18 protein-coding genes, 1 tRNA gene and 1 other RNA gene are annotated in these 24,160 nt (G+C 72.5%); 4 read left to right on the top strand and 16 right to left on the bottom strand.

The genetic code is table 11. The annotated features are described in order from the left end of the window. Window positions 1-4: 4 nt before the first annotated feature. From ACFT41_RS15110 to ACFT41_RS15085, 6 genes are all read right to left on the bottom strand, one after another. On the bottom strand, window positions 5-1,249 hold the full coding sequence (locus ACFT41_RS15110) for a cytochrome P450 (RefSeq protein WP_377583651.1): 1,245 nt from the start codon (window positions 1,247-1,249) through the stop codon (window positions 5-7). Further along, complete coding sequence (locus ACFT41_RS15105; protein ID WP_377583648.1) at window positions 1,246-5,199, bottom strand: amino acid adenylation domain-containing protein; 3,954 nt, start codon at window positions 5,197-5,199, stop codon at window positions 1,246-1,248. Before ACFT41_RS15105 ends, ACFT41_RS15110 begins: the two co-directional genes overlap by 4 nt. Window positions 5,200-5,271: 72 nt before the next feature. Continuing rightward, entirely contained in the window at window positions 5,272-6,072 is an 801-nt protein-coding gene (locus ACFT41_RS15100) for a putative protein N(5)-glutamine methyltransferase (RefSeq protein ID WP_377583645.1), read from the bottom strand. Then, window positions 6,069-7,145: an LLM class flavin-dependent oxidoreductase gene (locus tag ACFT41_RS15095; RefSeq protein WP_377583642.1), complete on the bottom strand. Its 1,077-nt coding sequence runs from the start codon at window positions 7,143-7,145 to the stop codon at window positions 6,069-6,071. The genes ACFT41_RS15100 and ACFT41_RS15095 overlap by 4 nt, the downstream gene beginning before the upstream one ends. A 49-nt stretch (window positions 7,146-7,194) precedes the next feature. After that, window positions 7,195-8,748, bottom strand: coding sequence for a bifunctional 3-(3-hydroxy-phenyl)propionate/3-hydroxycinnamic acid hydroxylase (locus tag ACFT41_RS15090; RefSeq protein WP_377583639.1), 1,554 nt, complete (start codon window positions 8,746-8,748; stop codon window positions 7,195-7,197). After that, window positions 8,745-9,947 (bottom strand): cytochrome P450, encoded by a 1,203-nt coding sequence (locus tag ACFT41_RS15085; RefSeq protein ID WP_377583636.1) that lies wholly within the window; start codon window positions 9,945-9,947, stop codon window positions 8,745-8,747. Before ACFT41_RS15085 ends, ACFT41_RS15090 begins: the two co-directional genes overlap by 4 nt. Window positions 9,948-10,087: 140 nt before the next feature. Between ACFT41_RS15085 and ACFT41_RS15080 the strand changes: the two genes are divergently transcribed. Beyond that, entirely contained in the window at window positions 10,088-11,071 is a 984-nt protein-coding gene (locus tag ACFT41_RS15080; RefSeq protein WP_377583633.1) for a zinc-binding dehydrogenase, read from the top strand. Window positions 11,072-11,354: 283 nt separating this feature from the next. Beyond that, window positions 11,355-12,545 carry a TSUP family transporter gene (locus ACFT41_RS15075; RefSeq protein WP_377583630.1) on the top strand — a complete coding sequence of 397 codons (1,191 nt, stop codon included), beginning with the start codon at window positions 11,355-11,357 and terminating at the stop codon, window positions 12,543-12,545. Between the two features lie 249 nt (window positions 12,546-12,794). Here the strand turns inward: ACFT41_RS15075 and ACFT41_RS15070 are convergent. Then, window positions 12,795-12,867: transfer RNA gene (locus tag ACFT41_RS15070), tRNA-Ala, on the bottom strand. A 90-nt stretch (window positions 12,868-12,957) separates the two neighbouring features. Then, on the bottom strand, window positions 12,958-13,548 hold the full coding sequence (locus tag ACFT41_RS15065; protein WP_377583627.1) for a YqgE/AlgH family protein: 591 nt from the start codon (window positions 13,546-13,548) through the stop codon (window positions 12,958-12,960). 236 nt (window positions 13,549-13,784) lie between these two features. Between ACFT41_RS15065 and ACFT41_RS15060 the strand changes: the two genes are divergently transcribed. Both ACFT41_RS15060 and mdlC read left to right on the top strand, forming a co-directional pair. Then, on the top strand, window positions 13,785-14,588 hold the full coding sequence (locus ACFT41_RS15060) for an S-methyl-5'-thioadenosine phosphorylase (protein ID WP_377583624.1): 804 nt from the start codon (window positions 13,785-13,787) through the stop codon (window positions 14,586-14,588). Between the two features lie 54 nt (window positions 14,589-14,642). After that, window positions 14,643-16,238, top strand: coding sequence for a benzoylformate decarboxylase (mdlC, locus tag ACFT41_RS15055; protein ID WP_377583621.1), 1,596 nt, complete (start codon window positions 14,643-14,645; stop codon window positions 16,236-16,238). Window positions 16,239-16,279: 41 nt separating this feature from the next. On the opposite strand, the gene ACFT41_RS15050 is transcribed toward mdlC, so the two are convergent. The 8 genes from ACFT41_RS15050 to pruA all read right to left on the bottom strand — a co-directional run bounded on the left by ACFT41_RS15050 (window position 16,280) and on the right by pruA (window position 23,987). Further along, window positions 16,280-17,296, bottom strand: coding sequence for a hypothetical protein (locus ACFT41_RS15050; protein ID WP_377583619.1), 1,017 nt, complete (start codon window positions 17,294-17,296; stop codon window positions 16,280-16,282). 182 nt (window positions 17,297-17,478) lie between these two features. After that, window positions 17,479-17,854: a transfer-messenger RNA gene (gene ssrA / locus ACFT41_RS15045) on the bottom strand. Window positions 17,855-17,959: 105 nt separating this feature from the next. Next, the gene (gene smpB, locus ACFT41_RS15040) at window positions 17,960-18,439 is read right to left on the bottom strand and encodes an SsrA-binding protein SmpB (RefSeq protein ID WP_377583616.1); all 480 of its coding nucleotides are present in this window, start codon (window positions 18,437-18,439) and stop codon (window positions 17,960-17,962) included. Between the two features lie 151 nt (window positions 18,440-18,590). Continuing rightward, a complete protein-coding gene (gene ftsX / locus ACFT41_RS15035; RefSeq protein ID WP_377583614.1) occupies window positions 18,591-19,466 on the bottom strand; it encodes a permease-like cell division protein FtsX in 876 nt (291 codons plus the stop codon). 67 nt (window positions 19,467-19,533) lie between these two features. Next, entirely contained in the window at window positions 19,534-20,214 is a 681-nt protein-coding gene (ftsE, locus tag ACFT41_RS15030) for a cell division ATP-binding protein FtsE (protein ID WP_007074933.1), read from the bottom strand. Window positions 20,215-20,332: 118 nt separating this feature from the next. Beyond that, complete coding sequence (gene prfB, locus ACFT41_RS15025) at window positions 20,333-21,454, bottom strand: peptide chain release factor 2 (protein WP_377583611.1); 1,122 nt, start codon at window positions 21,452-21,454, stop codon at window positions 20,333-20,335. A gap of 165 nt (window positions 21,455-21,619) precedes the next feature. Beyond that, complete coding sequence (locus tag ACFT41_RS15020) at window positions 21,620-22,135, bottom strand: helix-turn-helix transcriptional regulator (RefSeq protein WP_377583608.1); 516 nt, start codon at window positions 22,133-22,135, stop codon at window positions 21,620-21,622. A gap of 223 nt (window positions 22,136-22,358) precedes the next feature. Continuing rightward, a complete protein-coding gene (gene pruA, locus ACFT41_RS15015; RefSeq protein ID WP_377583606.1) occupies window positions 22,359-23,987 on the bottom strand; it encodes an L-glutamate gamma-semialdehyde dehydrogenase in 1,629 nt (542 codons plus the stop codon). Window positions 23,988-24,160: the final 173 nt, after the last annotated feature.

Raw genomic sequence — 24,160 nt, 5'->3', positions numbered from 1 at the left:
CCTTCTAGGCCAGGTCGACGCTCTCGGCTTTCAGCGCCAGCGGTAGCGAGCTCATCCCGTGCAGGATGCTCGAATAGATCCAGCTCTCCGGGCCGGTCTGCACGGCGTGCGACACCCGGCGGCGCAGCGCGTCGAGCATCTCCTCGATCTCGATGCGCGCCAGGTAGTGCCCGAGGCAGTAGTGGGTGCCCACGGCGAACGTGAGGTGCTTGTTCGGTGCGCGGTCGAGCCGGAACCGGTCCGGGTCGCCGAACACCTCGTCGTCGAAGTTGGCCGACGCGATCCACACGCTGACGATGTCGCCGGCGCGCAGCGTCTGGCCGTCGATCTCGACGTCGGCGGTGACGGCGCGGCCACCGTGCAGCGACGGCACCGTCCAGCGCAGCAGCTCCTCGCCCGCGACGGCGGGGTCCACCTCGCCGTTCTTGAGCGCCCGCCACTGGTCGGGGTGCTCGATGAGCGCGAGCATGCCGCCGGTGATGGCGTGCCGGCCGGTCTCGTCGCCGCCGATCATCAGGCCGTAGCAGTTGGCCATGACCTCCGCATCGCTCAGCGGCTCGCCGTCGATGCGGCAGTTCGCGAGCAGCGTCACCACGTCGTTGTCGTCGCTGCCCCGCCGGGAGCGGGCCAGGTCGGAGAAGTAGAGCAGGATCTCGCTCTTGGCGGCCCAGCTGTCCTCGGGCGGCGCGTCCGCCTCGTCGGAGCTCCACGCCTGCGACGTGCGGTCCAGCAGGTACTGCCGGTCGGAGCGGGGCACGCCCAGCAGGTCGCAGATGGCGCCGAGCGGGATGCTGCCGGAGACGTCGCGGACGAAGTCGCACTCCCCCTTCTCGATGGCGGCGGTGAGCAGCTCGTCGACGGTCTGCCGCACCCTCGCCCGGATGTCGTCGAGCATGCGCGGGGAGAACGCCCCCATCAGCAGGTTGCGGATGCGCGAGTGCGTGATGCCGTCGGTCACCGCCAGCATCGTCCCGGCCGCCGGGTCGCCGCCGGCCAGCAGCGTGTTGAGCGCGTTGCCGCGTTCGACGGTGAAGTGCTCCTTGTCGCGGTAGACGGCGTTGGCGTCCTCCCAGCGGGTGACGGCCCAGAAGCCGGGCTGCGCGCCCCGTGCCGGCTGGTGGTACAGCTCGCGCCGCCCGCGCAGGTGCCGCCACACCGCGCTGAGGTCGTACTCGGCGTGCAGGCGGGGATCGGCGAGGTCGACGTCGGCGAGGTCGTCCGGCGACACCACCGGGTGCGGGGTCATCATGAGGGACTCTCCTGGGCCTCGGGCTCGATGGGACGGGCGACGCTGGTGGCGACCGCGGCCAGCCCGGCGACCGTCGGGTGGTCGATGATCTCGCGCGGGGAGAGCGCGTAGCCCGCGTCGCGGGCACGCTGGATCAGCGTGACGGCGAGCATGCTGTCGCCGCCGAGCTGGAAGAAGTTGCTGTCGGCCTGCGCGTCGGGCACCGAGAGCAGGTCCATGAAGATGGCCCGGAACGCCCGCTGGGCGCCGGTCAGGCCCACGGCGGGCCGCGCCGACGCGGCGGCGGGCTCCGGCAGGGCCCGGCGGTCCAGCTTGCCGGCCGGGGTGACCGGGAAGTCGTCGGTGAACACGACGGCGGCGGGCACCATGAAGGCGGGCAGCTTCCCGGCCGCGTAGTCGCGCAGCTCCGCGCCGTCGGGCGAGGCGCCGTCGGCGGGGATGACGTGGGCGACGAGCTGGCTGCGGTCGGGCGCGACCGGGCGGACGGACGCGACCGCCCGGCTCACCGCCGGGTGGCCGGACAGCACCGCCTCGACCTCGCCGAGTTCGATGCGGTGCCCGTACAGCTTGACCTGCTCGTCGCGGCGGCCGTGGAAGAACAGCATGCCGTCCGGCGACCAGGAGACGAGGTCGCCGGTGCGGTACATGCGCGAGCCGTCGTCGGCGAACGGGTCCGCCACGAAGCGTGCGGCGGTCAGGCCGGGTCGTCCGAGGTAGCCGAGGGCCACGCCGGCACCGGCGACGTACAGCTCACCGGTGACGCCGGGCGGCACCGGTTGCAGGCCGGGCCCGAGGACGTACGTCGTGGTGCCGGCGATCGGCCGCCCGATCGGTGGCACGCCCTCGCCCGTCAGCGGACCGCTGGTGGTGGCGCACACGGTCACCTCGGTCGGGCCGTACGCGTTGACCAGGTGGCGGCCCGGCGCCCAGCGGGCGGCGAGGTCGGCGGGGCACGCCTCCCCCGCCGTCATCATGCCGCGCACGCCCGGCGCGTCGTCGGGGGTGATCGACCCGGCGGCCACCGGGGGCAGCAGCACCCGGTCGACGTGGTGGTCGACGAGCACCCCGGCCAGGGCCTCGCCAGCCAGGGCGGTGTCCCCCGCGACGACCAGGGCGGATCCCGCCCCGAACGCGCCGAGCAGCTCGGCGACGAACGCGTCGAAGCTCGGCGAGGCGAACTGGAGCAGCCGGCTTCCCGGCCGCAGGTCCATGCCGTCGACCATGGACCGGGTCAGGGCGCTCAGCCCCGAGTGGGTGACGGCGACGCCCTTGGGCCGGCCGGTGGTGCCGGAGGTGTAGACGACGTAGGCGACGTCCGTCAGCGCCGGTGCCGGGTCGTCGCCGTCGGGGCCGGCGTCCGGCGCCCGGTCGCACGCCGACCGCACGGCCGGGTCGTCGAGCACCAGCGTCGGGTCGCCGGCGGGCAGGGCGGTCGAGGCCGCGCCGCTGGCGCACACCAGGATCGGGCGGGCGTCGGAGAGCATGAAGGCGATCCGGTCCGCCGGGTAGCCGGGGTCGACGACGAGGAACGCGGCACCGGTGCGGGCCACGGCGAGCACGGCGGTGATCAGGTCCGCCGAGCGCGGCAGGGCGAGGGCGACCAGCGTTCCCGGTGCCGCGCCACGGGCGCGGAGCAGGTGGGCCAGCCGGTTCGCGCGGCCCGACAGCGCGGCATAGCTGATCGTCTCGGTCCCGGTGACCACCGCGACGGCGTCGGGGGTCTCGCGTACGGGCCGGTCGAGCAGCGCCGTCAGCACCTGCCGCTCGGGCCCCGGCGCGCCGTGGCTCCAGCTGTCCAGGATCTGCCGCCGCTGGGGTTCGGCGGCCATCGGCAGGCGTCCCACCGGCGTGCCCGGGTCCGCTCCGGCGGCCTCCAGAATGGTGGCGAGCATGCCGAGGACGGCCCCGGCGTCGGTTCCCGGCTGGTGCCACCCGGCGAGCCGCAGGCCGTCGCCGGCGGGCTGCGCGGCCACGGCCAGGTTGGTGCCGGTACCCGGCCGGTGCCGGCGGGCGTCGGCGTGCTCCGGCAGGACGAGGACGGCGGTGTCGAAGAGCGGGCTCGCGGCGGCCAGGTCACGGATCCGCCGCACCTGGCGCACCGAGGAGACGAGTTCCGCGAAGGTGCCGGCCGCCGCGACGCGTACCACCACGCCGTCGCGGGGGTCGTCGCTGCCGAACGCGACGCGGTCCTGCCCGGTGAGCCAGGACAGCACCACGGCGTACGCGGCGTGCACGACGTCACGCGCGGGCAGCCCCGCCCCCCTGGCGTACGCGACGATCTCCTCCCCCACCACCCCGGGCAGCTCGACGAGGACCGGGGCGCCCTGCGACGGCGTCCCGACCAGGGTCGGCTCCACCGTGGCCAGCTCCGCCCGCAGCCGCTCCCGCGCCTCCTGTTCCGCGCGCAGCCGCCGGGTGATCACGGCGGTCACGTCGGCGCGCAGCAGCCCCCGGTCGGGTTTGCCGGGGCCGGTGACCGGCAGCGTGTCCCGGAACTCGATCTCGGCGGGGACGTGGCTGGGCGACAGCACCACGGCGACGTGCTCCCGCAGCGTGGCGACGTCGACGTGCTCGCCGTCGCGCAGCGCGACGACCGCGACGATGCGCTCCACCCGGTTGGTGTCCTCCACCCCGAAGACGGCGGCCTGCGCCACCGACGGGTGATCCATCAGCGCGCGTTCGACCGCGTCCGGGTACGCCTTGATGCCGTTGACCTTCATCACGTCGGCGAGGCGGCCGTGCAGGTGCAGGTAGCCGTCCTCGTCGAAGTGCCCGATGTCGCCGGTGCGCACGTGCCCGTCGCGGATGGTGGCGGCGGTGAGTTCCGGCTCGTTCCAGTAGCGCTCCATGCGCCAGCGCCCGGTCACGCACACCTCGCCGGCCTGACCGGCGGGCAGGGCCTCGCCGGTGCCCGGGTCGCAGATGCCGACCTTCACCGCGGCGGGCGGGCGTCCGACCGTGCGGCGCAGCCCCGCGTCGAGGTGCTCGTGCGGCAGTAGGAGGCTGATGAGCCCCGTCTCGCTGGTGCCGTAGACCTGCATCAGCACGGGTCCGAAGATCTTCGCGGCCTCCGCGAGGCGTTCCGGGGAGGCGGGGCTGCCGGTGTAGAACACCTCGCGCAGGCTCGACAGGTCGGTGTGGTCGGTGTCCGGGTGCGCCGCGAGGGCGTAGACCTGGGGCGAACCCAGCACCAGCCGGCTGATCCGGTGCTCGCCGATCGCCGCCAGCACCGCCGCCGGGTCGAAGCCGTGGTGCAGCACGACGAGGCCGCCGGTCACGATCGTGTCGTCGGCCGACGACCCGCCGGAGTGCGTCAACGGCGCGGTGATCAGCAGGGTCACCTGCTGGCCGTGCGCCGCCTGGGCCTGCGCCATCTCGTTCTTGACCCGGAAGCTCCAGCTCACCCCCTTGGGCCGGCCGGTCGAGCCGCTGGTGAACATCACGACGGCGACGTCGCCGTCGCGCACCATCCGCGGGTCGAAGGAGGACGCGCCCGTGGTGAGGTCGACGGCGTCCCCGGCGGCGCCGAGCGCGGCGACCAGGGGCGCCGCGCCGAGCGGCGCGCACAGCGACCGGGCGCGCTCCACGTTGGCCGGGTCGACCGCCAGCATCGCGGGGCGGGTCGAGGCGAGGATCTCCCGCTGCACGGCGAGCGGCAGCTCCTCGTCGGGGTTGACCGCGTTGACGCCACGGATGTGCACCACCGTCGCCCCGAGCAGGTTGGCCGCCCACCGCAGCAGCAGGGTGGCCGAGGTGTTGGGGTCGGTCAGCACGGCGACGAGGCTGCCCGGCCCGATGCCGTGCCGGTGCATCGCCGACGCGGCCGTCTCCACCGAGGCGGCGAGGTCCCCGGCGCGCACGGGCTCGCCACGCGAGATCAGCGCCGTGCCGCCGGGGTTCTCGTGCAGCTTGGCGAGGATCTGGCGTACGTAGTGGTCGGGTTGTGGCACGGTGCTCCTCCAATGCCGGTGCCTGACACGCCAGGGCTAGTCAGGAACGTATCGGCAGAGGAGCGCGGGCCCCTATCCCTCAGATTGACAGTCGTCGGTCCGTTGGCCGACCGCCACCGTGCAGTACCACTCGTCGGAGGTGGAGGTGCGTGCCACCAGCCCGTGCGCCGACATCGCCGCCGCCGTCAGGTCGGCCTGGCCCGCACCGGTCTCGATGAGCAGGTGCCCCCCGGGGGCGAGCCACCGCGCGGCGCCCTCGGCCACCCGGCGGTGCACGTCGACGCCGTCGACGCCGCCGTCGAGCGCCACCAGGGGCTCGTGCTCGCGCGCCTCCGGCGGCATCATGGCGATCTCGTCCGTGGGCACGTACGGCGCGTTGACGATCAGCACGTCGACGGTGCCCCGCAGCCCGGCCGGCAGGGCGTCGTAGAGGTCGCCCTCGTAGACGTGCCCACCGATCGGTTCGAGGTTGCGGCGGGCGCAGCGCACCGATGCGGGCTCGACGTCGGAGGCGTACAGCCGGGTGCCGGGCACGCGGGCCGCGACGGCCGCGCCGATCGCCCCGGTCCCGCAGCACAGGTCCACCACCACCGCGCCCGGGGAGGCGACGGCGACGGCCTGCTCGACGAGGTAGGTGGTGCGCTGGCGGGGCACGAACACGCCGGGCTCGACGACGACCCGCAGCCCGCAGAACTCGGCCCAGCCGAGGATCACCTCCAGCGGCTCGCCGAGCACCCGCCGCCGCGTGAGGTCGTGCAGTTCCTCCGGCGTCCGCGCGGCCTCGACGAGCAGCCGTGCCTCGTCCTCGGCGAAGACGCAGCCGGCGGCGCGCAGCTGGACGACGGTGGCTTCGTCGGGATCCGTGGTGGTCATCGCGGTGCTCCTGTCGTCTGCCCGGAGGCGGTGTCGCCAGCGGTGTCGCCGGCGGCCAGGGCGGCCCGGACCGCCGGCACCACCTCGCTGCCGAGCAGCTCGACGGTGCGGGCGACGTCCGCGAAGGGCAGCCCGCCCGCGTCGACCTGGAGCAGCAGGCGGTGCTGCCCCAGCCGGCGATGCTGTTCCAGGATCTTCTCCGTGACCTGCGCGGGGTCGCCGGCCAGCAGCGGCTCGCAGCCCGCGACGTGCCGGTCGAAGCCGTCGCGGTCGAGCACGATCCGACCCCGCGAGTGCAGGTCGAGATACTCCGCGCAGTACGGGTAGTAGTCCGCGACCCCGTCGGGGCGCGGGGTGACGTAGGACTGGCTCATGGTCGCCACCCGGGTCGCGACGGGGTCGTGGCCGTGCTCGGCCGCCGCCGACCGGTAGGCGGCCAGGTTCTCCGCGAGCCGCGCCGTCGAACCGGGGGTCACCGCGACCGCGACGGGCAGCCCGAGCGCCCCAGCCCGCAGCACGCTGCCCCGGTTGCCGCCGACGCCGACCCAGACGGGCAGCGGCTGCTGCACCGCGCGGGGGCCGACCCAGGAGCCCAGCAGCGCGGGCCGGTGGGTGCCCTGCCAGCTCACGAACTGCTGCCGGGTGGCCGTCAGCAGCAGGTCGAGGTGTTCGGTGAACAGGGCGTCGTAGTCGTCCATGTCGTAGCCGAACAGGTCGAACGGCTCGGGGAACGCGCCGCGCCCCACGGTGATCTCGGCGCGACCGCCGGACAGCGCGTCGAGGGTCGCGAAGTCCTCGTAGACGCGCACCGGGTCCAGGACGCCGATCAGGGTGGTGGCGCTGGTGAGGCGGATGCGTTCGGTGGCCTGGGCGACCGCGGCCAGCACCACGGCGGGCGAGGTCACCGCGTAGTTGGGGTGGTGGTGCTCGCCGACCGCGAAGACGTCGAGGCCGGCCTGTTCGGCGAGCTGCCCGAGGCGGATGATCTGGCGGATCCGCTCGTCGGGGGCGACCGGGTGGTCCGCGCGCGGCTCGGACGTGAGGTCCGCGAGGCTGATGAGCCCGAATTCCATGAACCTGCCTCAACGGGACGGCTGTGACGACTCACCGTACCCTGGGCTCTCACGCCGCGTTGAGCTGCCTCCCCAGGTCCGCGAGCAGGGCGGGGACCCGGGCGTGGTCCGCGACCGCGCCGAAGACGTGGTAGTCCGGGCGGACCAGGACCGCGGCCGCGCCGAGCCCGGCCAGATAGGACAGATAGCCGCCGTCGACGTCCTCGACGGCCCCCGCCGCCAGGTGCGCGGGCACGACGTCCAGCCCTGGGGCGGCCGGCGGCGCGGCGGGCTCGACCACGGTGGACGCAGCGGTGGGTGTGCCTGTGGTGAGCAGCACGAAGCCGCGTCCCACCAGGTCGTCGAAGAGTCCCGTCCGCCCGCGCACGCGGACCCGGCCCTGCGGCACCACGTCGCCCCGGGCCGCGGCCAGCGTCTCCGGCAGCCGGCTGAGCAGCCCTTCGGCCAGCGGTTTCGCGGGTTCCGGGGCGGACGGCCCCGGCCTGGCGTTGGCCAGGATCGCGGCGTCGCGGTCGGCGGCGGCGGCCGGGTCCGTCACGCAGATGACCCGGCCCAGCTTCACCGACTCGCGGATCGCCTGACGGGCCTGGCCGCGCCGCTCGACGGTGTACGTGTCCAGCAGCACGTCCGGGGCGCCACGCAGCACGAGGTCCAGTTTCCACCCGAGGTTCGCCGCGTCCCGGATGCCCGAGCACATGCCCTGGCCCGCGAACGGGGGCATCAGGTGCGCCGCGTCCCCGGCGAGCAGCACCCGCCCGGCCCGCCACTGCTCCGCCCACATCGCCCGGAACGTGTAGGTCGCGCTGCGCAGCAGCCGGGCCGACCCGGGCCGTACGCCGTGCGGGGCGAGCAGCCGCCACGTCGCATCCTCCGTCCGCAGCTCCGCCACGTCCTCGCCGGGCAGCCGCATGAACTCCCAGCGCCGGCGCCCGGGGCCGCTGCCGACCATCGTCGTCGGGCGCGCCGGGTCGCACAGCTGCTGGTTCGTCGGCACGAACTCGCGGTCGCCGGTCAGCTCCACGTCGCACAGCAGCCAGTCGTAGGAGAAGCCGAGGTCGGTGACGCCGACGCCGAGCCACTCGCGGACGAAGCTGTTCGCGCCGTCACAGCCGACCACCCAGCGCGCGGTGGCGGTGTGCGCCTCGCCGTCCACGCTCTCGGTGCCGACGACGACACGGTCGCCGTGCTCCGCCAGACTCACGACCCGGTGGCCGCGCCACAGCAGCGCCTGCGGGAACTCGGCGAGCCTCCGGGTGAGGACGGCCTCCAGCGTGGGCTGGTGCATGGTGTTCGCGTCCGGCCAGCCGTAGCGGCCGGTGCGGGAGAACCCGATGTCGAGCAGCACCCGGCCGCGGGCGTCGCGCCACTGGTAGCCGGTGGCGGGCAGGGACAGCTCCCGCAGTTCCGCGCCGATGCCCGTACCCGCGAGCAGCCGGGCCGTCTCACCGTCGAAGCTGGTGGCGCGCGGCAGCGGGTAGGGCTCCGGCCGTCGTTCGGCGACGGCGACCCGCCAGCCGCGCTGGGCGAGCATGATCGCCAGCGTCGCGCCGGTCGGGCCGAGCCCCACGACGAGGACGTCGACGTCGCCCTGCGGCGCGGTCACCACCGCACGGGTAGGTCGTGGACGCTGAAGACGGGCGTGCGGGCACGCAGCCGCACCTGCCCGACGGGCACGTCCAGGGCGAGGCCGGGAAGGCCGACGACCAGCGTACGCAGGGCGACGGCGAGCAGGGCGCGGGCCAGGCGCTGACCGAGGCAGATGTGCACGCCGTAGCCGAACGCGACGTTCCCGGACGCGTCGCGGCTCAGGTCCAGCAGGTCGGGGGCGGCGAAGCGGCGCGCGTCGCGGTTGGCGACCGGCAGCGAGACCGTGACGGTGTCGCCCTTGCGGACGAGCTGGCCGCCCACGTGGACGTCCTCCAGCGCGGTGCGGAAGATCTGGTACTGGTTGACCGTGGTGTAGCGCAGCAGTTCCTCGACGGCCGCCTCCACGCCGGTGCCCTCGGCGCACGCGGCCCGGAACGCGTCGAGCTGCTCGCGGTGGTGCAGCAACGCCAGGGTGGCGGCGGCCAGCGCCCCCTCGCAGGTGGTGAGGCCGGCCACGAAGACGATGAGGAGCATGTTGGTGATCTCCCGGTCGGTGAGGCCGGGTACGGCCGTCAGCCGGCCCATCATCGAGTCGCCGGGGTCGGCGCGTTCCTTGCCCACCAGGTCCCGCAGGTAGAGGAACGCCCGGTGCCCCGCGGCGAACTCCTCCTCGACCGGTACGGCGTCGTCGTTCGCGGTCTCCGACAGCGCCGCGAGGATCGGGCCGCCCTCGTCCGGGATGCCCACCAGGTCGCACAGGACGCGGCGGGACAGCGGCTGCACGTACCCGGTGACGAGGTCGGCGGGCGGGCCCAGCGCGCGCAACGCCGCGGCCTGCTCCGCCGCCGCCGCTTCGATCCGTTCGCCGAGCACGGCCATCCGGTGCGTGGTGAACTCGCCCGTCAGCATGCTGCGGTAGCGCGTGTGGTCCGGCGGGTCCATGTGGATGAACATGCCCGGAATGATCGGCATGGACGGAAAGGGCTGCCCCTTCTTGGTGACCGGGAAGTGCGCGGAGTGGAAGTTGTGACTGAAGACCGGGCTGCTCAGCACCTCCTTGGCCACGTCGAGCCCGGTCGCCAGCCAGCCGACGTGCCCGTCGGGGTAGACCATCCTGGCCAGTGGCTGTTCCACGGCGAGTTCCCGCAGCAGTTCCGGCGGGTCGAACGCGTCCGTGCGGTCCCAGTGCTCCAGGTACGTGATCGGTTCGGCCATGTCGGAACCTCTCCTCGCTCGCCCGCCGTTCACCGGACGAATCGAGGCTAGAAAAGTTGCCGACGCCCGCCATCCCCTACTCTGGTAAGACCGCCGCGCACCCGTTGTGACGGCCCGACGACCGCCGTTAGCTTGGCCTCATGCCCAGCGACAGCATGAGGGCCGTGTACGCCTCGGCGCCGACCCCGGACGATCCGCTCTCCGCTCTCGTCGTCGGCGAGCGCCCCACCCCGGTCGTCCCCGACGGTTGGGTCCGCGTCGACGTGCGAGCCGTGTCGCTCAACCACAAGGACCTGTGGACCCTGCGCGGTGTGGGCCTCAACCACGACCAGTACCCGCGGATCCTGGGATGCGAGGCGGCCGGCCTCGATCCCGACGGCCGGCGCGTGCTGTTGTATCCCCTGCTCGACGCGCCGCCGGGCGCCAGCGACGAGACGCTGCACCTGCCGGCCGCGCAGCTGTCCGGGGCGCGTCCCGGCACGCTGGCCGAGCAGTTCACCGCCCCCCGCTCCGGCCTGCTGCCGGTGCCGGCCCACCTGACCTGGGAGGAGGCCGCCTGTCTGGTGTGCACCTGGCTGCCGGCCTACCGCATGCTGTTCACGAAGGCGCGGCTGCAACCGGGTGACACGGTCCTCGTCCAGGGCGCCGCGGGCGGCCTCTCCACCGCGCTGATCTCGATCGGAGCGGCCTCCGGCCTGCGCGTGTGGGCGACGGGCCGGACGCCGGAGAAGCGCGCCATAGCCCGCCGGCTCGGCGCCGCGGCGACGTTCGAGCACGACACCGACCTGCCGGAGCGGGTCGACGCGGTCGTCGACGGCGTCGGGAAGGCGACCTGGCACCATTCCCTGCGCAGCGTCCGCCACGGCGGCACGGTCGTGGTCGCGGGGGCCACCACCGGCGACGTTCCCCCCGCCCGCCTGCACCGCGTCTACTTCCACCAGATCAACATCGTGGGTTCGCTCAGCGGCACCCGCGAGGAGTACATGCGCCTGTTCACGCTGATGAGCACGACCGGTCTCAGACCCCTGATCGACGACACCATGCCCCTGCCGGAGGCCCGCGCCGCCTTCAAGCGCCTCTCCGACGGCGACGTGCGAGGCAACCTGGTCATCACCATCGACTGACCGGTCGCCGCCGGACGCGTGAGGGAGCTGAGATCAGGGCACCGCCCCACCCAACCGGACGGGGGCACTCACGATGAACCACCGGTTCGCACAATAGTACGGTCGATGGAGCCGAGGGGACTCGAACCCCTGACCCCCCAGTCCGCTGATCGGCAGTGGCGCCGCGGCTTACCGGACCGCGGGCGACGGGACGCCGAGGCTCTGTCGACGGCTAGGAATTCTTCGAGCGTGCGCTACTGTTCGGCGGACGGAACTTACTCAACGGCCGAGCGACCAACTACCCATGACCGTTGACGACCTGCCCGCCCGTAAGAACCTTCGGAACCTTCGGACGGCGCTGCTGTTCAATCTTGGCATCGCCGTGGTGGTGATCTTTGCCTGGTTCGCAGTCGGCGGCGTCACCGCGATCGGCCATCTCCGGGAACACTGGCGCATAGCGGTGACGATGGTGTTCGGTTCACTCGTCGGCGGCGGGACCAGCGAGGGCGGTGGCGCGGTCGCATTCCCCGTCTTTACCAAGGTCCTGGAGATCCCCGCCACCGACGCCCGACTGTTCACGTACGCGATCCAGAGCGTCGGCATGACCGCCGCGTCGCTCAGCATCCTGTTTCTACGAGCACCAATCGAACGTAGGGTCCTGAAGATCGGCGCGCCCGCCGGGATGGTCGGAGTCCTTCTTACCACCCTGTTCGCGGCGCAGGGATTGCCGATGGCAAGCATCCGCGCCTACTTCACGGTGCTGCTCACCGCCCTGGGCATCGCCCTGATCGTGCAACAACTGCGCCGCAATGAATCCCACAACACCCAGGTGATGCCCTACGGTACGGGCGAACGTATCGTCATCGCCATTGGTGGCTTCGTCGGCGGGCTGGTCAGCGGCCTGGTCGGCGTCGGTGAGAACACGGTTATGTTCATCGTCATGGTCCTGCTCTTCCGCGTCTCCGAGAAGATCGCCACGCCGACGACGGTCATCCTGATGACGGTCGTCTCGATTACCGCGTTCTTCTCCCATGCCGTCCTGCTCGGCACCTTCGTGGCACCGGTGACGGAGTATTGGCAGGCCGCGATCCCGATCGTCGTGATCGGCGCCCCGCTGGGCACCCTGATCTACTCGCGCATGTCGCGGCGGACGATCCGAACCGTGCTCATCGTGCTGATCGCCGTCGAGCTTGTCAGCACCATTTTCCTGGTCCGCATCCCGACGACGACGATCGTGATCAGCGTAGGACTGCTGGCGACCGCCACGGCCGCTTGCGTGCTGATGACCCAGGTACGCCGTTACCGGCCCTGGGGCACGCCGCCGCCGTTCACGGTCGACACCGTAACCCCACCACCGAAGCGGCGATCGACCGCTATCACACGGCGTTCGAGAACGGCACCATGGACGACGCCACCGCCGGACCCCGCATCCGCGACCTCCGCCAACGACTCGCCCAACTCCACACCCGGCATGCCGAACTCGACGCCGGCCTGACCGCCCAGCCCGAGCCCCCGCCACCCGGCACCGTCGCCCGCATCCGCGACCAGCTCACCACCATCATGACCAGCGGCAGCGCCACCGAGCGCAAAGCCGCCATCGAGGCCCTCATCGCCGAAGTCCAACTCACCGACCAGGGAGTCGTACCCGTGTTCAAGATCCCCACCGACACGACAATACCCCCGCCCGACCCGGACGGGGGCACGCACGAAGATCAACCACCGGTTCGCACAATGGTGCGGTCGGTGGAGCCGAGGGGACTCGAACCCCTGACCCCCACACTGCCAGTGTGGTGCGCTACCAGCTGCGCCACGGCCCCTTGCTGTCGCTCCCGGTCACCCGGGCACGGAGAGAACTATACACACGCCCGCCCGCATGGTCATCTCGCGGGGCCCCTCCCCCGCGCGCATCAGTTGAGCGCCACGTCGGGCGGGAAGTGGGCCACGGCGGCCATCATCCCGCCCTGCCGGCGCAGCACCATCGGCCACAGGTCGTCGGGGCGGTCGACGAACGCGTCGCCGGGCAGCGCGTCCAGGACGAACCAGGACCCGTCCTCGATCTCCTGCTCCAGCTGACCCGCGCCCCAGCCCGAGTAGCCGGCGAACACCCGGATGCCGCCGATGCTCTCGCGCAGCCGCTCCGGGTCGACGGAGAGGTCGATCGTGCCCACCGCGCCGGAGACCTGGTGGAAGCCGCGCAGCCGCTTGACGGGGTTGCGCATCCGGGCCAGGCAGATGGCCGAGTCGGGCTGGACGGGGCCGCCCTCGAAGAGCACCGCCGGGTCCCGCGCCAGGTCGCTCCAGTCGCCGAGGACGTCGGCGACCGGCACCTCCGTGGCCCGGTTGAGCACCACGCCGAGCGCGCCACCCGGCTCGTGGGCCACGAGCAGCACCACCGTACGGTCGAAGTTCGGGTCCTTGAGCGTGGGGGTCGCGACCAGCAGCCGTCCGGTCATCGAGTCCATCGCCCGCCCGCCGATCGCCTGGTCCTCTCCCTGCATGTCCGACATCCGTCAGCCGCGCGCCGGGACGCGGGAACGGTCAGCCCGGACGGCGACGCCGCCCGGCCGGGCGGGACCGCCGCGGCCGGCGCGGGGGGTGGCCGGCCGGCCCCGGTCGACACGGGACGCCGGGCTCATCCGTGCTGTCAACGCCATGCCTGGCACCATAGCTTGCGCCCGGGGCGCTGGCTAAGGTCTGACCGGTGGGTGATCGAGTGGGATCGAAGGGGGCGACGATGGGTCCGACGGCGGACATCGCGGTCATCGGCGGGTCGGGGCTCTACGCCCTGCTGGAGGGCGCGACCGAGCACCGGGTCCAGACGCCGTACGGCGACCCCTCGGACCCGGTCACGATCGCCGAGGTGGGCGGCCGGCGGGTGGCGTTCCTGCCCCGGCACGGGCGCGACCACCGGCACCCGCCGCACCTGATTCCGTACCGGGCGAACCTGTGGGCGCTGCGGTCGCTCGGGGTGCGCCAGGTCCTCGCCCCGTGCGCTGTCGGCGGGCTCCGGCCCGAGCTGGGGCCGGGCACGTTCGTGGTGCCGGACCAGCTGATCGACCGGACCACCGGCCGGGTCCAGACCTACTACGACCGGGGCGCGGTGCACGTGGCCTTCGGCGACCCGTACTGCCCGGTGGGGCGCCGGACGCTGCTGGACGCGGCGGCCGGGCGCGGCGTGTCGGCCGTCGACGGCGGGACGATGGTGGTCGTGGAGGGGCCGCGTTTCTCCACCCGGGCGGAGTCGCGCTGGTTCACCGCGATCGGCGGGGCGGTGGTCAACATGACCGGGCACCCGGAGGCGGTGCTGGCCCGCGAGCTGGCCCTCTGCTACACCCCGATCGCGCTGGTCACCGACCTCGACGCGGGCGTGGAGGCGGGTGAGTCGGTCACCCAGGAGGAGGTCTTCCGGGTCTTCGGCGAGAACACGGACCGGCTGCGCGGGGTGCTGCTGGACGCCGTCGCCGCCCTGCCGGCCGGGCGGGACTGCCCGTGCGGGCAGGCGCTGGACGGCATCAAGCTGCCCGTCACCCTCCCCTGAGCCCTACGGGACGAATTGCCCGGTAGGTAGGGCCTTTCCCGATAGATTCGGCTGGTGGCAACAGTCCGCGAGACGACGTACGACCTGCTGCGGGCGCTGGGCATGACCACCGTGTTCGGCAATCCCGGCTCGACGGAGGAGCCCTTCCTCCAGGACTTCCCCGCCGACTTCCGGTACGTCCACGCCCTGCACGAGGCGTCCGCGGTCGCCATGGCAGACGGCTACGCCCAGGCCACCGGCCGCCCCGCCCACGTCAACCTGCACACCGCCCCGGGCACCGGCAACGGCATGGGCAACCTGATCACCGCCTGGCACAACAAGACCCCGCTGATCGTCTCGGCCGGTCAGCAGACCCGGGAGATGCTGCTGCTGGAGCCCCGGCTGGCCAGCCCCCGGGCGACCGAGCTGGCCCGGCCGTACGTCAAGTGGAGCCACGAACCGGCCCGCGCGCAGGACATCCCGGCGGCGTTCATGCGGGCGTACGCCACGGCGGTGCAGCCGCCCGCCGGCCCGGTCTTCCTCTCCCTGCCGCTGGACGACTGGGCCCAGCCGGCGGCCGGGCCGCCCGAGGTGCGCACCGTGGCCACCCGGTACGCCCCCGATCCGGCCCGGCTGCGGGAGTTCGCCGCCCGGATGGCCGCCAGCCGCTGCCCCGCGCTGGTGCTCGGCGGGGCGGTCGACCGGGCCGGGGCGTGGCCGGCGGCGGTGGCGCTGGCCGAGCGACTGGCCGCCCCGGTCTGGGCCGCGCCCGCCCCGGAGCGGGCCCCGTTCCCCGAGGACCACCCGCACTTCCGGGGCGTGCTGCCGTACGCGATCGGGCCCTTGGCGGAGGCGCTGGCCGGCCACGACACGGTGCTGGTCATCGGCGCGCCGGTGTTCCGCTACTACCCGCACGTGCCGGGTGAGTACCTGCCCGCCGGCACCCGGCTGCTGCACGTCACCGACGACCCGGACGAGACGGCCCGCGCCCCGGTCGGCGACGGCCTGCTCGCCGATCCGGGCCTGGCCCTGGCCGCCCTGGTCGAGCTGCTCCCGGCGACCGACCGCCCGCCTCCACCGCCCCGGCCTGCCCCCGGGCCGCCCGAACCGGGCCCGCCGGTGAGCCCGGATGCACTGTTCGCCGCCCTGGCCCGGCACTGGCCGCCCGACGGGGTGCTGGTGCAGGAGTCACCGTCCAACCTGGCCGCGCTGCGTCGCCGGCTGCCGGTCACCCGCCCCGGGTCGTACTTCACGATGGCCAGCGGCGGCCTCGGGTTCGGGCTGCCGGCGGCGGTCGGGATCGCGCTGGCCGAGCGGGACACCGGGCGGGGCCGGCCGGTGGTCGCGGTGATCGGCGACGGGTCGTTCCACTACGCGGTGCAGGCGCTGTGGACGGCCGCGCGGCTGCGCCTGCCGCTGGCCGTCGTGGTCCCGGTCAATCAGCAGTACGCGATCCTCAAGGCGTTCGCCGAGCTGAAGCACACCCCCGGGGTGCCCGGCCTGGACCTGCCCGGCCTGGACGTCGTCGCGGTGGCCCGGGGGTACGGCTGCGCCGCCACGGTCGTCGAGGACCCGGACCGGCTGGGCGACGCGCTGCGCGCGGCGCTGGCGGCAGACCGGCCCACCGTGCTGCCGGTGCCGATCAGCACCGAGGTCCCGAAGCTGCTCTGACACCCCCGCCCAGGTCCGGGGCCGGAGGCGTCGGGCACGGTTCAGGGGCGCAGGACCAGCGGCGCGCCGGTGACCACGTCGAGCACCGGCCGGTTGCCCAGCGGCGCCTTGAGGGTGGCGGTGACCGGCTCCAGCTTGAGCAGGTCGATGCACATGCCGGTGGCGCGGATTACCCCGCCGCCGACCACCACCACGTCGTCGCGTTCCCACACCAGCGGGGTGATCCCCGTGTCGCAGGCGCCCACGCCGACCCGCCAGGTCAGCTTCGCCCCGTCGACGGCCCGGAGGTCCTGCGCGCCCACCACCCCGTCGGGCGCCGGCCCTGTCGGCGCGACCCCCTCGGGCAGGGCGCCGGGGGCGTCGGCGACGGCGAGCCGGGCCACCTTCGCGGTCAGCTCGTCGATGGTGAACAGCCACGCCGGCACCTGCGCCTCGCCCCGGCTGGTATGCACGGGCGCGGTGCCGAGCGTCACGGCGGTGACGGTGAGCGGGACGCAGGCGGACGACGGCTCGCTGCTGACCGGGTCGTTCGGGCCGCCGCTGTGACCGTACGGCCCCTCGCCGACGGTCGGGCCGTCGGGTCCCGGCTCGACGATCGGGCCGGAGCCGGGCTTCGCCGGCCTCCCGGGAGTCTTCGGCCGACCCTCGCACGGCGGCGGGTCCCCCTGGTCGAGCTGCCGGTACGCCTCGGCGGCGCTGACCAGCGGCACGGTGAGCGTCCCGTCGGGGAAGCGGATCGCCCCGGCGGCCGGCCGGGCGGTGGGCACCTCGATCTGGTCCCGGTACCAGCCGCTGCGGAACGCCTGCTCGGTGTCGGCGGTGAAGCCGGGGTCGCCGAGCAGCACGGTGGGCTCCTGCAACGGCAGATAGCCGCCGGTCCAGGCGGTGCCCGGCCGCCACGCCCCGGCGACCTCGGCGGCCCGCTGCCCGAACGCCTCGAAGCGCTGGTCGGGGCTGCCGGCGGGGGTGCTGCCGGCGGACGGCTCGGAACCGGCCGGTGCGCAACCGGCCGCGACGACCAACAGGGGCAGCCCCAGCAGGGCGAGAACTCGACGCATACCGCTACGACGCAGCCGCGCGGGCCGCGGTTCCCTCCGGGTCCGGCCTCCCGCCGGCACCATCGACCCCGCTGGCCGCGCCCGGCTCACAATGGCCCCATCGACCCCAGCGGCCCGCCGGGTCACATCGGCCCCGGATACGACGATGCGCCCCGGCCGGATGGCCGGGGCGCATCGTCAGGTGGTGGAGGTGCCGGGAATCGAACCCGGGTCCTTCGCCGGTTTGTCAGGGCTTCTCCGAGCGCAGCTCGCTGTGCCTCTACTCGGCCCCACCGCTCACGCGAGCAAGTTGGTGTGACGGGCCCAGTCGCTGATTGATCTCGCCGCACGGACCCCGCGACCGGGTCCGGTTGGCCAGCCTTCTAGCTGATGCCGGCTACTGGGACGAAGGCGTTCCCAGGCCGACAGACTTAGCTACTCGCCTCAGGCGGCGAGAGCGAAGTCAGCGCGATTGTTCTTGGCGCTTATTGGTTTCCGACGACCGATTCTCGAGACGACGTCGGCTTCCTCGGCTCGCTTCCCCTGCCGCAACGTACGAAGTCGAAACCAGTCACCCCCTCGACGGGCCGCCGGTGTGGCGGCACCACCAAGCCTAACGCCTGCCGCAACGGGTTTCATCCCCGAGCCCCGCCCCGGCGCGCCGAGGCGGACAAACAGGATGTCTCAGCCGTCCATGCCCTTGCCGCGCCGGCCGGACACCCGGGCGATCTCCCGCTCCGCGTCCCGCTTGGCCAGGTCCTGGCGCTTGTCGTACGTCTTCTTGCCCTTCGCCAGGGCGATCTCCACCTTGGCCCAGCCGTCGGAGAAGTAGACCTGCAACGGGACCATGGTGAGCCCACCCTCGCGGGTCTTGCCGATCAGGCGGTCGATCTCCAGCCGCTTGAGCAGCAGCTTCCGGGTGCGCCTGGGCTCGTGGTTGGTCCAGGTGCCCTGCGTGTACTCCGGGATGTGCATGCCGTGCAGATAGAGCTCGCCGTTGCGCTCCTGGGCGAACGCGTCGACCAGCGACGCCCGCCCCGCGCGCAGCGACTTCACCTCGGTGCCCGTCAGCGACATGCCCGCCTCGTACGTGTCGAGGATGGCGTAATCGTGCCGCGCCTTCTTGTTGGAGGCGACGACCTTGCGCCCCTTCTCCCGTGGCATCGGCGCCACCTCCCCTCGTTCGGCCCCGGCCCCGGCCCTGAGCCGGCGGGCCGGAAGCGGAGATCATGCTACCCGAACGACAAGGGCCCCCCGGCGCGGATTATTCCGCGGCCGGAGGGCCTCCGCTGTCGCCGGCAGACCCGGTGGGCGACTAGACGCGCAGGTAGAACCGGAGGGTGACCCAGCCGGTGACGGCGCTGACCAGTGCGCCGACGCCCGCCATGATCGGGAACATCAGGAAGATGTCGCTCCAGGTCACCGGGGAGAACAGGCCCTGCAACGCGCTCAGGGAGCCGTCGAACAGGAAGAACTTCAAGGCGATCAGCGCACCCAGGCCGAGGAACGAACCGATCAGACCGGCGACCACCGCCTCCAGGACGAACGGTGCCTGGATGAACCAGTTGGACGCGCCGACCAGCTTCATGACCGCCACCTCGCGCCGCTTGCTGTACGCGGCCACCTGGATGGTGTTGGCGACCAGCAGCAGGGCTGCGATGGCCATCGCGATCGCCCCGGCCAGGGCGATGTTCTGACCGGCGGTGAAGAGGTCGAAGATCTTGTCCAGCAGCCGGCTCTGGTCGACGATCTCGTCGACGCCCGCCGTGTCCTTGTACTGGTCGTAGATGCTCTTGTACTGCTCGGGGTTGACCAGCGTGAGCCGGAAGGACTCGGGCAGCTGGTCCGGCTTCACGGCGGTGACCAGGTCCGGCGCGTCCTGGTACATCTCCTGGAAGCGCTTGTACGCCTCGTCCTTGTTGACGTAGATGACCTCCTTCACCAGGGGGTCACCGTCGAGCTTGGTCTGCAGGTCGGTGCGCTCCTGCTCGGTGACCTCCCCCTTCAGGAAGATCGAGACCTGGATGTTCTTGTAGTACAGGTCCTTCATGTCGTCGACCTTGCTGTACACCAGGCCACTGACACCGAGCATGGTCAACGACACGGCCAGCGTGATGATCATCGCGATGGTCATGGTGACGTTGCGCCACAGTCCGACCAGTACCTCGGACAGGACGTATTTCACGCGCATCGGGAATTCCTCCGGGTCTCCGGCGTGAGGTGTTCGTCGTCAGGCTGCACAGGGGCGGAGCGCCGGCTCACCCGTAGACGCCGCGGGCCTGGTCACGCACGATGCGGCCGCTCTCGATCTCGACGACCCGGCGGCGCATCTGGTTCACGATGTTCGAGTCGTGCGTGACCATCACGACGGTCGTTCCGGTGCGGTTGATCCGGTCCAGCAGGCGCATGATCTCGATCGAGGTGTCCGGGTCCAGGTTTCCGGTCGGCTCGTCCGCGAGCAGGATCAGCGGGCGGTTCACGAACGCCCGCGCCACGGCCACCCGCTGCTGCTCACCGCCGGAGAGCTCGTGCGGGTAGCGGTGCTCCTTGCCACCGAGCCCGACCAACTCCAGCACCTCGGGCACGACCCGGCGGGCGACCGCCTTGGTCTTGCCGATCACCTCAAGGGCGAACGCCACGTTCTCGTACGCGGTGCGGTTCGGCAGCAGCCGGAAGTCCTGGAAGACGCAGCCGATGGAACGCCGGAAGTGGGGGCGCTTCCACGACCGCATCGAGGTCACGTCCTTGCTGTTGACGACGACGCGCCCCTTGTTCGGGGTCACCTCGTGCAGCAGCAGCTTGATGATGGTGGACTTGCCGGAGCCGGATGGGCCGATGAAGAAGACGAACTCGCCCTTCTCGATCGAGACGGACACGTTGTCGAGCGAAGGCCGGGACGCCTTCGGGTACGTCTTCGTCACTTGCTCAAGCTGAATCACGGGTGGTGAGTCTACGCGGTGTAACCGATGAGCCAAGCCCCACGCCCCGTTGATGCGAGGCGCGTCATCGAAACGCCCGGTTAGGGGGAGATCGACGACGCGCTCCGCCCACGAGTGATCACGCAGCGTCGCCGGCGAGCTGGCGCTGCTTGCGCCACCGGATACCGGCCTCGATGAAGCTGTCCAGCTCACCGTCGAAGACCGCGCTCGGATTGCCCGTCTCCTGCTCGGTTCGGAGATCCTTCACCATCTGATACGGGTGCAGCACGTACGAGCGCATCTGGTCGCCCCACGAGCCGGCGGCGTCGGTCTTCAGGCCGTCCAGCTTGGCCTGCTCCTCCTGCCGCTTGCGCTCCAGCAGCCGGGCCTGGAGCACCCGCAGCGCGGACGCCTTGTTCTGCAACTGGGACTTCTCGTTCTGGCAGGTCACCACGATGCCGGTCGGGATGTGGGTGAGCCGCACGGCCGAGTCGGTGGTGTTGACGCTCTGCCCGCCCGGGCCGGAGGACCGGTAGACGTCGACCCGTACTTCGTTTTCGGGGATGTCGATGTGGTCGGTCTGCTCGGTGACCGGCAGGACCTCCACGCCGGCGAAGCTGGTCTGCCGGCGGCCCTGGTTGTCGAACGGGCTGATCCGGACGAGGCGGTGGGTGCCGGACTCCACGCTGAGGGTGCCGTAGGCGTACGGGACCTTGACGGCGAAGGTCGCGGACTTCAGGCCGGCCTCCTCGGCGTACGAGGTCTCGTAGACCTCGGTCGGGTAGCCGTGCCGCTCGGCCCAGCGCAGATACATCCGCAGCAGCATCTCGGCGAAGTCGGCCGCGTCCACGCCGCCCGCGCCGGCCCGGATCGCCACCAGCGCCTCCCGCGAGTCGTACTCGCCGGAGAGCAGGGTGCGGACCTCCATGTCCTGGATGCTCCTGGTGAGCGCCCCGATCTCGGTCTCCACCTCGGCGAGCACGCCAGGGTCGTCCTCGGCCTCGGCCAGCTCCAGCAGCACCTTGGCGTCGTCGAGCCGGGAGCGCAGGCTGCCCAGCTTGTTGATCTCGCCGTTGACGTAGGACAGCTGGGAGGTCACCTGCTGTGCCTTGGCCTGGTCGTCCCACAGGTCCGGCGCGGAGGCCTGCTCCTCGAGCCGGGCCTTGTCCTCGTGCAGCCGGTCGATGTTGAGCACGGCCTCGATGTTGCGCAGGGTGGCGTCGAGTTCCTTGAGCTGTTCGGCGTAATCGGCAGCGGTCACGACTGACAAGCGTACTGCGGGGACGCCGGGTGGGCTTGCCAGCCCCGCGGTCACGAGCCAAAACTGTCCCCGGCGGGGCGGGGCGCGACCTTCGTGCCCTCCCGTGCGGCCTTTCGAGCCCTCCCGTGCGGCCCGGAGGCGGGGTGGCGGGCCGCACGGGAAGGATCAGCCGACCGGGGCGCTCTTCAACCAGGACAGGGCGGCCTTGTGGTAGGCGACGGCGAACTCCAGCGCGCTGGCGTCGAAGTCGTCGCCCTCCTTCTTGGCGTTCTTCACCTGCTCCCGCACCCGGGCGAGGGCCTCCGTGTGATATTCGTTGGCAGAGGCCTGCAGGTTGCGCAGCTGGTTGGCCGAGTGCAGGCTGCCGAACGCGATCCGCAGGGCGATCGGGTTGCGGATCGTGTCGCGCCCCGGATCCTCGGCCAGCCACCGGGAGAACGTCCGCTTCCCGGCCGCGGTGATCGCGTACGGCTGGCTCGACCGGGGGCCGGGCTTGCCCAGCCGCACCAGACCGCGCTCGGCCAGCACCGGGAGCTCCCGGTAGACCTGGCTGCGGGTCATCGACCAGTACGGGGCGAGCTTGCGCTCGGCGGCGGCCATCAGCTGACCGCCTGTCATGGGACCCTCGTGGAGCAGCCCGAGGAGGGCCGCCGCCGTGGGGTTCACTCCGGAATCCGCCATGCCCATTACGCTGCCACTTTGCCGACCCGACGTCCAGGATTTGCCACTTTCGCCACCCGGATGGCTTCCAATGTGCACTGTCGGCCGGCGACAGTCCGTTAAGGGACGGTGACCTGACACGCGCCGCGCCCCCGCCGCGGGCGTGGCGCGGACGTGACCTCGGGCGTTAGGAAGGGCCCCCTGTACAACAGAAAGCGATGACAGGGGGCCCTTCCTTGCGCACTCAGCCCATGTGGGGGTAGGTGTGGTCCGTCGGGGGGACGAAGGTCTCCTTGATCGTCCGGGGGGACATCCAGCGCACCAGGTTGTGCCAGGAGCCGGCCTTGTCGTTGGTGCCGCTGGCGCGGGCGCCGCCGAAGGGCTGCTGCCCGACCACCGCGCCGGTCGGCTTGTCGTTGATGTAGAAGTTGCCGGCCGCGTACCGCATCCGCTCGGCCACCGCGTCGACCACCCGGCGGTCGGTGGCGAAGATCGACCCCGTCAGCGCGTACGGGGCGATCGACTCGGCCTGGGCCACGACGTCGTCGAAGCGGGCGTCGTCGAAAACGTGCACGCCGAGGATCGGGCCGAAGTATTCGGTGGTGAACGTCTCGTGTGCCGCGTCGGAGCACTCGAACAGGGTCGGCCGGACGAACCACCCGACCGAGTCGTCGGCGGTGCCGCCGGCCAGCACGGTGCAGGAGGGGTCGCCGGAGATCAGCTCCAGCGCGGCGGCGTGCCGGTCGAACGCCCTGGAGTCGATCACCGCGCCGCCGAAGTTGGTGAAGTCGGTGACGTCGCCGTAGGTCAGCGAGTCGGCGGTGGCGGCCAGCCGGTCGCGCAGTCCGCCCTCCCACAGCGACCGGGGCACGTACGCCCGCGACGCAGCCGAGCACTTCTGGCCCTGGTACTCGTACGCGCCCCGGATCAGGGCGGTGTGCAGCGCGTCGACGTCGGCGCTGGCGTGCGCGACGACGAAGTCCTTGCCGCCGGTCTCTCCGACGAGGCGCGGGTAGCCCCGGTAGCGGTGGATGTTCTCGCCGACGGTCCGCCACAAATGATGGAAGACCCTGGTGGAGCCGGTGAAGTGGATGCCGGCCAGGTCAGGGTCGGCGAGCACCACGTCGGAGACCTCCTCGCCCCGGCCGGTGACCATGTTGATCACGCCGGGCGGCAGGCCGGCCGCCTCGAACAGCCGCATGGTGAAGTGCGCGGCGAACTGCTGCGTCGGGCCCGGCTTCCAGACCACCGTGTTGCCGAGCAGGGCCGGCGCGGAGGGGAGGTTGCCGGCGATCGCGGTGAAGTTGAACGGGGTGACCGCGTAGACGAAGCCCTCCAGGGGACGGTGGTCGAACCGGTTCCACACCCCGGGCGAGGAGAGCGGCTGCTCCTCCAGCAGGCCCCGGGCGAAGAACACGTTGAACCGGAGGAAGTCGATCAGCTCGCACGCCGAGTCGATCTCGGCCTGCACGGCGGTCTTCGACTGGCCGAGCATCGTGGCCGCGTTGAGGGTGTCCCGCCAGGGGCCGGCGAGCAGCTCGGCGGCCCGCAGGAAGATCGCCGCGCGCTCGGCGAACGGCAGCGACCGCCACATCGGGGCGGCCGCCTTCGCGGCGGCGACGGCGGCGCGGGCGTCGTCGTGGGTGGCGTGGCCGGTGACGCCGAGCACGTGGGCGCGCCGGTGCGGCTGGACCACGTCGATCGGGTCGCCGCCGGCCATCCGCTGCTCGCCGGCGATGGTCATCGGCAGGTCGATCCGCTCGGCGGCCAACTCGGCCAGCCTCCGCTGGAGCCGTTCCCGGTCGACGCCGCCCGGCTCGTAGGTGCGGACCGGCTCGTTGTGCGGCTCGGGTACGGAGAACACGGCGTCCATCAGCGCTCCTGGCGATCTCGACAGCGGTGGCGAAACCGGACCCGCGGGCGGCCGGCCGGGTGACCGGACGCCTGGCACCGCGCGGTGTACCGGTCGCGGCGGCGGGACCTGCGCCGATTCTTCCACGGGTCGGCCCCGAGCCCGTTCCGGCGGCCGGCCCGGCCCGGCCGCGG

Origin of the sequence: Micromonospora sp. NPDC057141, assembly GCF_042670805.1 — a bacterium.
GTDB lineage: Bacteria > Actinomycetota > Actinomycetes > Mycobacteriales > Micromonosporaceae > Micromonospora.
Note: the sequence above shows the minus strand (reverse complement) of the source record. Positions and strands in the feature narration are given on the sequence as shown.

Coding starts and splice junctions, on each gene's coding strand:
- ACFT41_RS15110 (WP_377583651.1), bottom strand. CDS start 1,249: ATGATGACCCCGCACCCGGTGGTGTCGCCGGACGACCTCGCCGACGTC.
- ACFT41_RS15100 (WP_377583645.1), bottom strand. CDS start 6,072: ATGACCACCACGGATCCCGACGAAGCCACCGTCGTCCAGCTGCGCGCC.
- ACFT41_RS15095 (WP_377583642.1), bottom strand. CDS start 7,145: ATGGAATTCGGGCTCATCAGCCTCGCGGACCTCACGTCCGAGCCGCGC.
- ACFT41_RS15085 (WP_377583636.1), bottom strand. CDS start 9,947: ATGGCCGAACCGATCACGTACCTGGAGCACTGGGACCGCACGGACGCG.
- ACFT41_RS15080 (WP_377583633.1), top strand. CDS start 10,088: ATGCCCAGCGACAGCATGAGGGCCGTGTACGCCTCGGCGCCGACCCCG.
- ACFT41_RS15075 (WP_377583630.1), top strand. CDS start 11,355: ATGACCGTTGACGACCTGCCCGCCCGTAAGAACCTTCGGAACCTTCGG.
- ACFT41_RS15065 (WP_377583627.1), bottom strand. CDS start 13,548: ATGCAGGGAGAGGACCAGGCGATCGGCGGGCGGGCGATGGACTCGATG.
- ACFT41_RS15060 (WP_377583624.1), top strand. CDS start 13,785: ATGGGTCCGACGGCGGACATCGCGGTCATCGGCGGGTCGGGGCTCTAC.
- ACFT41_RS15050 (WP_377583619.1), bottom strand. CDS start 17,296: ATGCGTCGAGTTCTCGCCCTGCTGGGGCTGCCCCTGTTGGTCGTCGCG.
- smpB (WP_377583616.1), bottom strand. CDS start 18,439: ATGCCACGGGAGAAGGGGCGCAAGGTCGTCGCCTCCAACAAGAAGGCG.
- ftsX (WP_377583614.1), bottom strand. CDS start 19,466: ATGCGCGTGAAATACGTCCTGTCCGAGGTACTGGTCGGACTGTGGCGC.
- ACFT41_RS15020 (WP_377583608.1), bottom strand. CDS start 22,135: ATGGCGGATTCCGGAGTGAACCCCACGGCGGCGGCCCTCCTCGGGCTG.
- pruA (WP_377583606.1), bottom strand. CDS start 23,987: ATGGACGCCGTGTTCTCCGTACCCGAGCCGCACAACGAGCCGGTCCGC.